Raw genomic sequence first — 13,728 nt, 5'->3', positions numbered from 1 at the left:
GGAACTGTTTAGATGACACCTGCGTCCTTCAGGAACTGCTTTGCGACCTTGTTGGCGTCCTTCCCCTCAAGTGAGACCTTCTGATTGAGTTTGCGAATCTTGTCGGTCGTGAGGTTCGGTCCGATTTTGTTGAGCGCAGATTTCATTGCCGGATGATTGTCGAGCGCCTTCTGATTGACAATCGGGGCAGGATTGTAAACGGGGAAGAACCCTTGATCGTCCTTCAGTACCTTGAGATTGAATTTGGGAATCTTCGGGTTTGTGTTGAACCCCATGCCGACAGCTGCTTCGCCTTCACCAACAACCTGATAGGTGAGGCCAGATCCGATGTTCTTGACGTTCAGTTTTTTCCTCACGCCGGCGAATCCGTAGTGTTTAGCGAGTCCTGGCCACCCGTCTTGACGAGATTGGAACTCTGCGTTCATGACGACGGTGAAATCCGTGTTTCCGTCGTTGATGTACTTCGCGAGGTCGCTAATTGTTTCTACGCCGGTTTTCTTCACCCAGTCTGGGTTCGCCGTCAAAACGTATGTATTGTTGAACGGAGCACGTTTCAGGTATTCGAGGCCCTGCTGGTCGTCCCAGTTCTCATCAAGCTTGTTGTAGAGCTTCTTGGGATCCGTAATGACCTTGTCATGGGATGGTGGAAGTGTACTCCACGCAGTTCCTGTATACTCCCAGTAGACATCCACCTGACCTTCTTTAAGCGCCTTGAAGTTCGTTGTCGTTCCGCCAAGGCCAATCTCGTCTTTGACGGTGAGGTCAGTGTTAGCTTTCAACGACTCAAGAGCCATGTAGCCAAGGAGTTCCTGTTCAGTGAACTGCTTGGAACTCACCTTGACCGAGCCACCGCCACCCATACCTGCACAACCTGCAAGTACGCCAGCAACCCCCGTGCTGGCGACACTTTTGATCATATCCCTTCGTGAGAGTTGGTCTAACATGGTCTATCGAAACGATTGTCCTTTTCCCGGTAATACTTCGCACGTACTATTAGGAGTCTTTTTATAGAGGATTTCTATACCAGCCGAAAATGTTCGCTTCGATCTTTATATGTCGATGTCAATTTCGGTGGCCTACATTCTCCGCTTTAGACAGAAGCTTCTAGAAACCAGTTAGCGGCTTGCTCACCTATCCATAGACGGAATAACGACTACCGGAACTGGTGAACGAGCTAAGACATCTCCAATTGTACTTCCGAAAATGGCTTTCCCAGCCGGGGTTCGCTTGCGACTATACATGTACGCCCGATCGGCGTTTGTCTGCTTGATCCCCTGAATAATACCGTCCGGACGGTTGGCGTTCGGAATACCGAGTGTAGTGACAGGGAGATCAGCGTCAATTAATTCTTCTTTTGCACTCTGGATAGCAGCCCGTTCTGAGACACGGTCATCAATGTTAGTGGTATCGTCTACTGTTTCTGGGTCAAGGATGGAGAGGAGAACGACTTCAGAGCCGTCTTCCTGTTCCATCTCCGCAATTGTGTGGGCAGTCCGACGAGCCCATGCGGGATTTTTGCTCTCAGGCATTACGACAGTCGGAGTCTTCGCATGATGTTCCGTCATGGTGTATTCACAAGACCAGTCGCCCGGACATGTTTTTGATTTAAGTGCGTCTATTTCGTTCTATTTTGCCCACTGTAGTATCAGCGGGACTGGTGTCGACGTGCTTCACGGACGGGATTCCGTTTACGTCCCGATTTGAGCACCGTCTCCTGTATCGGGCAACCGACAATCCGCATACCATCAGTCGTCTTACTGAGTACATCTCCGCGTGGACCGGCAATGAGGCTTCCTCCGGCGTGGACACGTCCAGACTGTGATCCGCGGTGATTCGCAGCTGCTACATAGCATGTATTATCGAGGGCCCGAGCCCGTGCGAGTAGCTGCCAGTCCGAGGCGTACGACTGACGCCACGCCGCGCTCACGAATAGGAGGTCGCAGTCGGCATCCATGTACTCCATCGATAGCTCTGGGAAGTTCAGGTCGTAACAAAGGAGGAATCCTGCCTTACCGAGCGGTGTCTCGACTGTCGTTGCTTCAGTACCGGTCGAGAAAATGTCTGCCTCGTCACCCCATGACCGGCGCTTGCGGTACACTGCCTCAACACCGTTATTCGAAATGTAGAGTAGCGAATTATACAGTTCACGTCCATCCCGCTCTGGGGCACCGACGACAAGATCAATCCCTGAATCGGCGGCAATAGCAGACAGGGCATCTGTTTCTTGGCCCGGTACTTCAATAGCGTGTTCCGGTAGTATGTCCAAGTCGTATCCGGTAAGCGAAAGTTCCGGGAAAACTGTGACCTGAGTATCTACTGAACATGATTCAGCGAGTTCGGATATCACCTCCGTGTTCAACTCGGGGTTACCAACCGTAGGTTCGAACTCACAAACTGCGACACAAGGTTCGGTCACGATACCATGCACCTCCAGGATTGAACTTGAGAGTTCATGATGAACGCTGCACACCACATGGCTGTAAGGGTTCGCACAAACAGTTGGTATCATTGACCTTCTTGTAGTCTATGATACCCCCAGCTCTAGAACACAGACGGAAAAACGGTGAGCTACGGGGGACATAAATAATCGACACAAGTGCGCCCTGAACTATAACCACGATAGCCCATTTTGATTCAGCCACCGATGGCTAGACGCAATTTCGATAGGTCCGGTGAGGGTCCAACTCTCATCGACTGTGACATCCACCAACGGTGGAAAGACGAGGAAGAGGTCATCCAGTACCTTCCCGACCGGTACAAGGATCGCGGTCTCCAGTCTCCTGCAATCCTCTACGACAACGTCGCGGAGTTCTCTCGCCGTGATGCTATCCCGGACGATGGGAGTAAGCCAGGGTCGGACATCGAGAAGATGAAAGAGCACCACTTGAACGAATACGGTGTCGACTACGCAATTCTCACCGGGAACTCTTACCTGAACCTTACAGCACTCCCGAACAGGGACTATGCAGCCGAACTTGCGGTGGCTAACAACAAGTGGGTCATTGACCGCTGGCTTTCGGAGGGAGGTCCGTTCGTCGGGTCGCTGATTGCAGCACCACAGAAACCTGAACGGATGGCCGAGATGATTCGCAATCTTGGTGACCATCCCCGCATCGTCCAAGTCGTGATGCCGTATGCGTCACAGCTCCCCTATGGACATGAATACTATTGGCCGATGTACGAGGCGGCCGAAGAGATGGGGCTCCCTATCGCGATGCACCCATACACAGAAGGACACGGTGTCACGCGACCGCCAACCGGAGCTGGCCACCCCGACACGTACTTTGAGTGGCACTCGCTGCTTGGTACCTATGGCATGGGTCAACTTGTAAGTCTCACCGCCGAAGGGGTCTTTGCGAAATTCCCTGACCTCAATTGGGTGTTCATCGAAGGTGGACTCAGTTGGGTTCCTCACTTCCTCTGGCGGATGGACAAAAACTGGAAGGCGCTTAGAGCGCAAGTTCCGTATCTCCAGAAGCCACCAAGCGAGTATATCCGCGACCAAGTTCGGTTCACGACCCAACCTATCGAAGAGCCGAACGACCCCCAAGATCTCGTCCGTATCCTCGAGATGATGCATGCCGAGGAGACGGTGATGTTTGCAAGCGACTATCCACACTGGGATACGGACTCGCCCATGTACGCACTCCCGCCACTCCCTGATGAGATGGAAGAACGCGTCTTCGCGAAGAACGCCCAAGAACTGTACGGCCTCCCGGACGACCCGACTACCCTCCCCACGAGTTAATCATGCAGAAGAGATTTGAAATCTGTCCGACTTCGGAGATCGCACCCGGTGAACGCAAAATCGTGGAGCTAGATGGTGTCTCCGTTGGCGTGTTCAACGTTGACGGTGAGTATCACGCATTGAAGAACGACTGCCCACATCAACGAGCACCGCTCTGCGAAGGAAAAGTAACCGGTACTGTCACGGCCGAGCAACCTGGAGAAGTCAACTGGGAGTGTGATGGCCACATCCTCAGATGTCCGTGGCACGGCTGGGAGTTTGAGATCACGTCCGGTGAATCAGTATTCAACCCCCACAAAGTAAAGGCCCGCTCATACGAGACGGCCGTCGAATCGTCACAGGACGGCGAAAGTGGGCAAACCCCGAGTGACGATAGCTGTGGTTGTGATGTCGACCTTGAGGGTGACGAACCGCCTGTTGATACGTACGAGGTGGATGTCGAAGACGACCAAGTCGTCGTGTACCTCTGAAATGACTGGCAGTGAAACAGAGGCCCAAGATTCGGCCTCTGGGACAGTGAAAGTCGCACAATTTGCCCGCTGTGCGAATCTGTCCACCTATGACGAAGTTGTCACAGAGACGGTTCGCCGCCGAGTGCTAGATACGCTCGCTGCGATCACAGCAGGATACCGATATGGGAGTGGTGAGGTAGTCCGTGACCATGCACTTGACCGTGCACACGACAATGGCGATGTAACAGTGCTCGATGGGAACGGCCGGACAGCTCCACCCACCGAGGCATCACTCGCGAATGCAACAGCCGCAAACGTTCTTGACATCGACGACGGCCATCGTGACGTCAAGGGTCATCCGGCAGCAGTCGTGGTCCCCGCAGCGCTAGCGGTCGCCGAAGAGACAGATGCCTCTGTCGCGGAACTCCTCAATGCAGTCTACATCGGGTATGAAATCGCCGTCCGAACGGGATTGACGTTACACGATGTCGATGGCGTTTACACCGGAACGGGTTCATGGGGTGCCGTTGGTGCTGCTGCCGCAGTTGGGCGTCTCAGAGACTATGATGTGGGGACGATGGCTGCTGCATTGGGCACTGCAGAGTATCATGCACCACGAACCCCCATCATGCGTGGGGTTGAGCAACCGGGCATGACGAAAGATGGTATCGGCTGGGGATGTTACACGGGTGTTGAAGCGGCCGCACTGAGCGAACGTGAGTTCACAGCCTCAGGTACAGTGTTTGACGAGTCCACAAGGTTTATTGAGGATTTAGGAACGGCTCATCACATTACGGAAAGCTATCTCAAGCCGTACCCTTGTTGCCGGTGGGCACAACCCGGAATCGAGGCGATGCGCGAACTCGTTGCTAGCCACGACATTACTCCAGTGACTGTTGAGTGCATCACCGTTAAGACATTCGAAGAGGCGACACACTTACAGACTCGACATCCGCAATCAGTTGAGGAGGCCGAGTACTCCTATCCATATCCAGTCGCCGTAATGGCGAGTCAGGGTGAATTCACTGAATCAAATCTTTCTCCGGCCCAATGGGATGACCCAGAAGTCAAGGCTCTCGCGGAGTCGATTAGACTTACTACGGATGAAGAGATAGACAGTCGGTTTCCCGAAGAGTGTCTAGCAAGGGTTATAGTTGAAACCGAGAGTCAGACACACCGTTCGGACATCGTTAAGGCAAGAGGTGCTGTTGACCGACCGCTCTCGGAGTCGGAGTTCATGCGGAAGATTGACGGGCTTCTCTCTCCGACACTTCCATCGAACACGTTCGAGACCGTCAATAGGGTACTGAATCAACCTACATCATCGGTTCATGATGTGTTGGCTCCATGGAATTGATGGTGCCACTACGAACCTACCTTGGTCTCAGCGTGACCCCCATTGACACCCATGTTAACTGCGAAAATCTGTGTCCAGTATGAGGGCGACTGGACGGCTCAGCTCCAGAGCTACGATATCTTCGGTGAGTTCGTTGCATCGACGTTCCAGAACCGCCGCTATATCGGCATCATGGCACTCGAGACGAGCGAATTTGACGAGGTCCTTGAGGTAATTCAAGAACACGAGGATACCGAGACAGTCGACGTCGTTGAGCGCTATAACACCGGTTCGCAGGGCCGCGTCTCAGCGACGCTACTTCTCCGTGGCTCGCTCTCTGAGTTCACACCACTGCAGACACTCCTCTATGAAGGCTTCCTTCCCCTCGGTCCAACTAGATTGGAGAATGGGAGGGAATGCTTCGACCTATTGCTGGAGGATCGAGAAGAACTTTCGAAAGCGACCACACTCCTCAGTGAATTCGGCAACGTGAATGTCCGCCGACTCTCGCAGAACTACAGCCGACAAATCGTTCCTAGCGAAGCTGAGTGGCAAGAGTTGCTAAACTCAATTCCGGAACGTCAGCGTGAACTACTGAACATCGCATATGACCACGGCTATTTCGAGATACCACGGGAAGTGACTCTCGAAGAAATCGCTGACGAAATGGGAATTACGAAGACAACTGCGTCAAACCACATGCGGAAAGCCCAGCGAGAGGTGTTCCATTTCATCCTCCCATACATCAACCTCGCCATGGAAGACTAGGATGAATTTCTGAAATGACTTCTCGAACAGAGGGACGAGTTCCACGACAGAATTCAGGAGATACAGTTTCCTATCTGGGGTTACGGAAGCAACGCAAATCTTGGCGTGAAGGTTTTCAGAGTGACAAGCTCATTGATTTCCTCCATTTCTTACCTCTCACTGCGTAAGAACAGGGATTTATCCGGGATTGGTAGAGAGGGGTATTCACCGATTTACCCTCCGCGATGACCCCCTGAATCCATGGCGAAGTCTGACCCCGTTACGAACACCAAGACCGCTGAGGAACCGGCTGACGAGAAAACTAACCAAGCTGAATCCCTGGACGAGTACATCCACGTCCAACCGACTGACAACGCTCTCAACCCAAAGACTGTACAGCGTCAGTTCAAGCGACTGCAACAAATCACTCGTTCTGAACCAGACGGCCTCCTCGACCGTTTCCGAGGACCGGCTCGTCCTACGCTGGAGTTCCTGCTTGTCTCCAACACGGAATCTCCGCTCTCCTACTACGTCGGTATCGACGAGCAAGACGCGGTTGATGAACTGGAACGCATCCTCCGTAGTGTCTTCCCGAACTCATACGAGTTCGACCGCGTAGAATGGCATACTGACCAACTCACACCGTCTGAAGAGATACCCCACGAAGCCGATAGTGAGGCCACCAATATCGCTGGCGTTGAATTTCAGGGCCGGACCGACAGACGCCGGGACTGGCAGACCCAACTCACGTCCTTCGAAGAGTTCACGAGTCACGACGAGGACGACCATGCACGAGTTCCGCTGACGGCGGTCGTTGAGACGATGGCCGAGCGTGACCTGCCGATGGTCTACCAAACTCTACTCCGTCCGAAACCAGACTGGACGGACGACCTCGAAGACCGCCGTCTCGACATCGAGATGAACATCGATACCCTCGGCGGACAACTGGCGAATGCGGTTTTTGGATCACCCGACGACTCAGAGGCCGTTCTTTCAGCAAGCGACGAAGAGCGCCTTGCAGAGCTTGAAGGCAAAGACGCTCGCTGTTCGTTCGAGGTGAATGCACGGGCCGTCGCTATCACAGACGATAGCGGTACAGAACCGCCGACTGACGACCCGAAGCGTGCAGTTCGAGAGTTCACGTCTGCGTTTAGTGACGTCAGTCGGACGAGCTACGAAATCGACGCGACAGTTCACACCGGAAGCGATGGAGTCGCTGTCTTTGAGGCAATCCAAGAACGTACATTCCAGTCACCGAATTACGAGCGACTCACAACGAAGGCTCCGTGGACAGCGAACACGAGTCCCGGTATCGTTGCCGACGCAACGGAAGCCCCGAACTTCTGCCTGCTTGATGGCGCGGCCCTCACCACAGCCGGGACGCGGGCACTTGCCCCATCTCGTGGTGAACAAACTGCACTGCCACGACCGACGAAGGACGAACTCACTCAGTACCGGAAGTCGGGCCTCACGCTCGGCCAACCTCTCTCCCAAGACGATACCCTCACTGACCCTATCGCACTTCCACCTGAACTACAGCCCCTACACGTTGCATGGTTCGGGAAGACGGGGTCGGGGAAGTCGACCGGACTTACGACGGGGATGCTCGACAATCACGCCGCGACCAAGGGTGCCTCAATCCTCATCGAACCGAAGGGCGACGGCATGCCCATCGAATACCTGCGGGCACACTATGCGAAGTACGGAACGCTCGACAACGTCTACTACTTCGACTGCGCTGAAACACTCCCTGCGCTCTCGTTCTTCGATATCCGACCCCAGTTGGAGGCTGGTATCGACCGGGCGACCGCCGTCCAGAACACGGTCGACCACTATATCGAACTCCTCATCGGTATCATGGGCCGCGACCGATTCGAGCGTGCGGTCCGCTCGCCAGACATCATCCGCTATCTCGTCAAAGCGATGTTCGACCCAGTCCACGGGGCGGACGCGTTCAGCCATCGGGACCTCCAGCAGAAAGCCACACAGATGGCCGAGACGCGAGATGCACCGCCCGTTACGGACGACGATCTCGCGGTGATGCTCGGTGGTGTCGTCACGAACAGCAAGCGCTCGTTCGACGAACTCATGCAGGGCGTGATGAACCGCATCGAGAAGGTCTCGCTCGACGACCGCCTCGCTCACCTCTTCAATCACGTCCCACAGAATACGAGCAGTAAGCGTAACGATAGCAATGTTGACGAAACAGCGCCTGACCCGGAGTTCGATTTCTTCGACGTACTCAACGAGGACGCCGTCGTAATCTTCGACACAAGCGGCTTGCGAACGGAGAGTCGGCGAGCACTCACGCTCGTCTTGCTCTCGAACCTCTGGACGGCACTTCGGCGTCGGCAACGTCTCCACACGAAAGAGAGGGAATCCCCCGAAGACGACGTTACTAATGACCTGCCGCTGGTAAACCTCTACGTCGAAGAGGCCGCAGAGGTCGCGGCCTCGGGCTTGATGACCGACCTCCTCGCTAAATCACGTGGGTTCAACCTCTCGGTGACGCTGGCGATGCAGTTTCCGGCACAGATCCGGAACACGGATACAGAGGCTTACGCCGAGATTTTGAACAACATCTCGACTATCATCACGGGGAACGTCGCGGTTGACGCCGACCTCGAAAAGCGACTCGCCACCGAAGACATCCCTCCGAGCGAGGTCGGGAATCGATTACGGGCGCTTCGTCGCGGACAATGGTTCGCCAGTCTCCCGGCCGGGTTCCAAGACCGCGAACCGCGGCCGTTCCTCCTTTCGTCCGCCCCACTCCCACCGGGTCATCCAGAGGGCGACGACCCGCTAACTGAAACACAGTCGTTGGCGTTCGAGGCTCTCCTCGACAGCGTCAAGGACCGAACCCGGCTTGACTACGGACTCGACTTCCTCGCTGATGGACAGGCTCAGTCGCGACCGAATACGTCAATCCAAACTACTGGAAGCGAAAACAGCGCTACCGCTACTGAGACAACCAATACACGCGTCGATTCAGCACTTCCGTACACGAAGCGACTGCCCACTTGCATCCAATACAATGAAGACGCCCACGCTATCGTCTGCACGGGGTGTGAGAGTCGCCACGACCCGTCGCCTGCTGGCCTGAAGCGCGGTATCAAGTGTTGTTCGAGCCTTGACCGCGTTGACCGTGAGAAGATTCCGGTCTGTGAGGTGAATCTCACCCTCTCGCCACAGGAGCGCGAGGAAAGCGAGTATTCCGACCGCCAACTCGCATTCCTGCAGGTCGTCTACGCGGCCCATCAAGGGGAGTACAACCCTGAATGGGAGTACGATATCTGCTGGGACAGCATGCTCCGCCTCCAAGAGTACGTCGGCATCGAATCCGAAGCAGTAGACGAACTCGTCGACGATGACCTACTCCGTATTGACTGTGACCACCCACACCGTCTCTACACGGTGACTGCGGACGGCCGGAATGAAATTCAGGCCGCTCACCGCGAAGGGATTGCCTATGGTCACGGTGTCGGTGATCTCGGCGAATCGAGTCTCCACCGAGTGATGGTGAAGATGGGTCACCAGTACATCGAAGAAGCCTATGTAGACGACAGCGATTCTGACGTCGTTGAGGTTGTTCCCTACTATGAACTCGACGACGGCCACCGACTGGACGTTGCAGGGCTCGACGCTGACGGAAACGTTCAAGCTGTCGTCGAGGCCGAACGAGCCAACAACGATATCCTCCGAGCGGTCCCCGAGGACTACGACAAGATGGCGGCTCTTGACCCCGAGGACGCTATCTGGATTGTGAAAAACCGCGACGCCGCCCACGACGTGCTGGAAGCGCTAAACGATCCGCCGACTGGTGACCGACGGGTCGAAAAGGAGTACAGTCGCTCATCACCTCCGCGAGCGTTCCGCCTTGACGCACCTGGGTGTTCAGAGATTCATACGCTTGGGTATGTTCGGGGGTCGTTACTCGATCTTGAATCACCATGATAAGGGAAGTAGAAACCCTATCGAGGGAGAGATACGAAATAGTATACATATAGTTTGATAAGATAGGGGAAAGGATGCGCTAAGTACCTATGTCGACCTTCCTCATTCAGGTAAGTGGGCACTCCATCCAAGAGAAAGCTGACCGCCGTTACATCGCTGGCGCGAAAGGACCACGCTTCTGTGATGAACCACTTAAGCACGGGGAGTATTTCAACGCCAGTCCATTCTGGAAACGAGAAGGATATGGACGACGAGAAGCCTGGCAGAGTATTTTACCGGGAGATGAAGTTCTAGTTTACTGTACTGGAAGTGTTGACGAACATGGAGCCTGTTTAAGCCATCTTTTGACCGTAGAGAGCGTGATTCTTAGTGAATCAGATGGAGCGCGCCTTGAATTCTCATCCATCCAAGAACTGATTCCCAAGATTCCCTATAGTGATATTCAGGAGGAGATCGAGAAAGGCTCCTTCTCCGAGCAGATGAATTACTGTGGTCAAGAGGGCTTCAACATTGCTCAGATAACGGCTTCGGATATTGACCGCGTTCGTAATCTCGTCGACTCGATGGAGTCACAGGAAGGCTCTTCAAACTCACGTCCAGACGACTCTTTGGAGACGATTGCAGAAGACCACTTTGGAGGATGACTCGCGCATGTCTGCACATTAGAGGTTCAAACAGCTCCGAGAGTTCGTAACAGCCGTCTACGGAAATCGAGGCTTCTTTCTGGGAGCTTTTCATCGGCTACCAATTTTTTCGTAGTTGACGTGGTTCTTGGTGATACAGATGCCAATTGATATTGGAGACGTTGTGAGTGATGGGTACGAACGAACTGTAGCACGAAACGGGTTACTCTTCATCGGTATTTTCTACCTGATTTCTCTTCTCGAGGGATTGTTCTTGCCCACTCCAACTCAATCCACTACGCTTCCGGACCCAATGGGCGGGCCGGGTATGGGGCCCGTTCCAGCGGAAGGGATGCAGCCCTACGCACCATCGTTGGGTTTCTCACCGGTAATCACGAGTCTTCTCTCGTTGCTTCTCGGAATCATCTCGATAGTCGTTACAATCGGTGCACTACGGACGTTCGTAACTGAGGAAACAGAGCAGATCCCCGAAGCGCACTTCAGACACAACCTCTTGTGGGCGGGACTGAACCTCATCATCGGAGGCATCATCTTTGGAATCACCATCGCTATTGGATTCATCTTCCTCGTTGTTCCAGGCTTGTTCCTGCTCGTGAGCCTATTTTTCTGGGAAGTCTATGTCGCCGTAGAGGATCAGAACTTCATCGAAGGGTTCCGGAACAGTTGGCAACTGACTAGTGGCCATCGGCTACGATTGTTCGGACTGGGCATCGTCATCGCAATCATCGCAATGCTGGTCAGCATCGGTTTCGGAATCCCGGGAATCGTTCTCCCCGATATCCTCGGATTTTTGATTGCACAATTCGGATCTGCATTTCTCGGGGTCTTTTTCCTCGCTACTGTCGCACAAACCTACAACCACCTCCTCTCGATGGAGAATAAGCCAGGCGTTGAAATATCTGAAAAGAGAATGTGATGCAGATTCGTTCCGTACACCTCTCTTTGAGGTTCCCAACCGTCCATATCATCCAGATAGAATCTGTTTGAGCCGGTAGATGATCCCAGTAGGCGAAGACTCCTGTAAGTTATCGTCTTCGAGTGCTTTCCGTTTTGCACGTTCAGCATCGCGTTCTTCACGGAGACGTTCGTTCTCTTCTTCGAGCTCTCGGAGCCGTTGTTCAAGCCTCGTAATCGTCTCGATACGGGCCTGCTCACGCTCATAGATAGTTCCTTCATCCTTCGAAGGCTGAACATTACGAACGGATGCAGACGCCGTCGCCGAATTAACAGACAAATCGTCCGCTCCGTCGTCGGGGTCTGTCTGGGTTTGTTGATCGTGCTCGTCGTTCGGCGAATAGTACTCGGTCGTCACGTTATTAGCACGCTCAATCGTCTTTTCGCCGTAGGTACTTCCGTCGGCGTAGTGAACGGCATCCCATTTCTCACGCATGAGGCCCGACCGTCTGAACAGTCGGTCCATGCGGTGAGTATCGCCGCCGGTCCAGAATGCGAGGAGGCACGCAAGCGCCATGTCGGCCTCAGATTGGCTGTCGTACCCGTGGGTATCACCACGCCAGAGTTGCTCGAACTTCGCGCTGTTGGACGCTGCTCGCGCCCGAGCAAGCAACTCCTCGTCCGAAAGCGCCTCGTTCGGTGATGCGGACGCTTCGGCGCTACTTGTTTCAGCTCCGGTAAGTTCGTTATCCCCGCCGCTGGATTCCGTGTTTGGCTCGCCGTCCGTTTTCTCATGTTCGTCTTCGTCGGCGACATGGTCGGCGTACACGCCTGCAAGAGCCGTTGTCCGTTCGATAATTCCGGTCGGAGTCGTCTCAACGTGGTTGGCGGTGACGGTGAAGAATCGGGCAGTTTCGTAGAGTTCAACGTCACCTCGCCGGTTCCGACCTGGCGGTAGTTCACCGTCAACGAGGACGTGATAGCCCGTTCCAGACGGACTGATTTCGGTGTACGAGTTGAGTTCGTCGATAATGGATTTCGCCCAGTCGGTCGGCGTTCCCGTCTCCGGGTCACGGGCGTCGTCAAGGTCAACCCCCACGAAGGGGTCGTCATCACAGAAGACGAAGCCGAGCCCTTCAGCCGATCCGTCAACTGCATACTCACGTGCCGTCTCGAAACTCCCCCATGTCTCGTCATCGGTCGCGGACGCAAACCGTCCCGTGTGGGGGTTCACAGGAACCTTCGTTGGGTTGTCGCCGCGTGTCTGTTCGCGCCAGCACACCCACTGGTCGTACTCAACAAGCAGTTTGGGAAGGTCGGAAGCAGTCGGAAGCATTGTCATCTCATATCGAGGGACGCCGCTATCGAAGCGATTCGGTCCAGAGTACCGGCACAAATGCAACCGGGATACTTGATGGTACCAGATGTCGATTTCAACACGCTTCCAGACACGTTTTTACTTGAATAGCTTTGCATCCGTCTGAATCGACAGGAAACGCAGGCGGCTGTCTCGAAATCGTTCGGCAATCTCCGATTCCCGTGAGAACAAGCGTTCTCGAACCACTTACCCCCGAAGCAGTTCACACCTCGTGAATTAGCCGAAAGAACGGCTCTCGTGGACGATGTACCCTTTCACCCAGTTCCCAATTCCACGCACGTAGCAGGAAGTAGACCACCTGATTCGAGACCGACCCGGAGCGGCGCTAAAACGAGCATGTAGACCTGAGTTGCCCTGCGATTTCAGCGAACAATTCCCGCAAATTCGACCGCACAACAAGGGTGTATCCAGGAATTTGGTCCGCCTCGTACCGGGGACGCGTTACAGGAGCGCCTTCTAACGACGACCGCCTACGGTATTTTCACCACACAGAAGCCTTCACGACCCCATTTTTTCGCACTCAGCCCCGAACCGGAGGCCTCTCCTGAATCTACTACGGCGAAACGCCCGAATTC

At 54.4% G+C, this 13,728-nt stretch carries 11 protein-coding genes; 7 read left to right on the top strand and 4 right to left on the bottom strand.

Annotated elements, in window-relative coordinates:
* Positions 1-8: 8 nt before the first annotated feature.
* The 3 genes from M0R89_RS03920 to M0R89_RS03910 form a co-directional block, all read right to left on the bottom strand.
* On the bottom strand, positions 9-944 hold the full coding sequence (locus tag M0R89_RS03920; RefSeq protein ID WP_248651266.1) for a glycine betaine ABC transporter substrate-binding protein: 936 nt from the start codon (positions 942-944) through the stop codon (positions 9-11).
* 183 nt (positions 945-1,127) lie between these two features.
* Complete coding sequence (locus M0R89_RS03915) at positions 1,128-1,529, bottom strand: universal stress protein (RefSeq protein ID WP_256478485.1); 402 nt, start codon at positions 1,527-1,529, stop codon at positions 1,128-1,130.
* Between the two features lie 116 nt (positions 1,530-1,645).
* Positions 1,646-2,416 (bottom strand): carbon-nitrogen hydrolase family protein, encoded by a 771-nt coding sequence (locus M0R89_RS03910; protein WP_256478559.1) that lies wholly within the window; start codon positions 2,414-2,416, stop codon positions 1,646-1,648.
* Between the two features lie 228 nt (positions 2,417-2,644).
* On the opposite strand from M0R89_RS03910, the gene M0R89_RS03905 reads away from it, so the two are divergent.
* The 7 genes from M0R89_RS03905 (at position 2,645) to M0R89_RS03875 (ending at position 11,797) form a co-directional block, all read left to right on the top strand.
* Positions 2,645-3,748, top strand: coding sequence for an amidohydrolase family protein (locus tag M0R89_RS03905; protein ID WP_248651263.1), 1,104 nt, complete (start codon positions 2,645-2,647; stop codon positions 3,746-3,748).
* 2 nt (positions 3,749-3,750) lie between these two features.
* Complete coding sequence (locus M0R89_RS03900; protein ID WP_248651262.1) at positions 3,751-4,218, top strand: Rieske (2Fe-2S) protein; 468 nt, start codon at positions 3,751-3,753, stop codon at positions 4,216-4,218.
* A 1-nt stretch (position 4,219) separates the two neighbouring features.
* Positions 4,220-5,557, top strand: a complete 1,338-nt coding sequence (locus M0R89_RS03895) for an MmgE/PrpD family protein (RefSeq protein ID WP_248651261.1) — start codon at positions 4,220-4,222, stop codon at positions 5,555-5,557.
* A 51-nt stretch (positions 5,558-5,608) separates the two neighbouring features.
* A complete protein-coding gene (locus tag M0R89_RS03890; protein ID WP_248651260.1) occupies positions 5,609-6,304 on the top strand; it encodes a helix-turn-helix domain-containing protein in 696 nt (231 codons plus the stop codon).
* Positions 6,305-6,544: 240 nt separating this feature from the next.
* Positions 6,545-10,237 carry an ATP-binding protein gene (locus M0R89_RS03885; RefSeq protein ID WP_248651259.1) on the top strand — a complete coding sequence of 1,231 codons (3,693 nt, stop codon included), beginning with the start codon at positions 6,545-6,547 and terminating at the stop codon, positions 10,235-10,237.
* An 89-nt stretch (positions 10,238-10,326) separates the two neighbouring features.
* Entirely contained in the window at positions 10,327-10,881 is a 555-nt protein-coding gene (locus M0R89_RS03880; protein ID WP_248651258.1) for a hypothetical protein, read from the top strand.
* 139 nt (positions 10,882-11,020) lie between these two features.
* Complete coding sequence (locus M0R89_RS03875) at positions 11,021-11,797, top strand: DUF7847 domain-containing protein (RefSeq protein WP_248651257.1); 777 nt, start codon at positions 11,021-11,023, stop codon at positions 11,795-11,797.
* A 48-nt stretch (positions 11,798-11,845) separates the two neighbouring features.
* Here M0R89_RS03875 and M0R89_RS03870 read toward each other — a convergent pair whose 3' ends face one another.
* Positions 11,846-13,117: a phage NrS-1 polymerase family protein gene (locus M0R89_RS03870; protein ID WP_248651256.1), complete on the bottom strand. Its 1,272-nt coding sequence runs from the start codon at positions 13,115-13,117 to the stop codon at positions 11,846-11,848.
* Positions 13,118-13,728: the final 611 nt, after the last annotated feature.

It is taken from the genome of Halorussus limi (assembly GCF_023238205.1).
Classification (GTDB): domain Archaea; phylum Halobacteriota; class Halobacteria; order Halobacteriales; family Haladaptataceae; genus Halorussus; species Halorussus limi.
Note: the sequence above shows the minus strand (reverse complement) of the source record. Positions and strands in the feature narration are given on the sequence as shown.

Excerpts from the sequence above, each read along its gene's own strand:
- M0R89_RS03895 (WP_248651261.1), top strand. The coding sequence starts at position 4,220 with ATGACTGGCAGTGAAACAGAGGCCCAAGATTCGGCCTCTGGGACAGTG.
- M0R89_RS03900 (WP_248651262.1), top strand. The coding sequence starts at position 3,751 with ATGCAGAAGAGATTTGAAATCTGTCCGACTTCGGAGATCGCACCCGGT.
- M0R89_RS03890 (WP_248651260.1), top strand. The coding sequence starts at position 5,609 with ATGTTAACTGCGAAAATCTGTGTCCAGTATGAGGGCGACTGGACGGCT.
- M0R89_RS03920 (WP_248651266.1), bottom strand. The coding sequence starts at position 944 with ATGTTAGACCAACTCTCACGAAGGGATATGATCAAAAGTGTCGCCAGC.
- M0R89_RS03880 (WP_248651258.1), top strand. The coding sequence starts at position 10,327 with ATGTCGACCTTCCTCATTCAGGTAAGTGGGCACTCCATCCAAGAGAAA.
- M0R89_RS03875 (WP_248651257.1), top strand. The coding sequence starts at position 11,021 with ATGCCAATTGATATTGGAGACGTTGTGAGTGATGGGTACGAACGAACT.
- M0R89_RS03915 (WP_256478485.1), bottom strand. The coding sequence starts at position 1,529 with ATGCCTGAGAGCAAAAATCCCGCATGGGCTCGTCGGACTGCCCACACA.
- M0R89_RS03870 (WP_248651256.1), bottom strand. The coding sequence starts at position 13,117 with ATGACAATGCTTCCGACTGCTTCCGACCTTCCCAAACTGCTTGTTGAG.
- M0R89_RS03905 (WP_248651263.1), top strand. The coding sequence starts at position 2,645 with ATGGCTAGACGCAATTTCGATAGGTCCGGTGAGGGTCCAACTCTCATC.
- M0R89_RS03885 (WP_248651259.1), top strand. The coding sequence starts at position 6,545 with ATGGCGAAGTCTGACCCCGTTACGAACACCAAGACCGCTGAGGAACCG.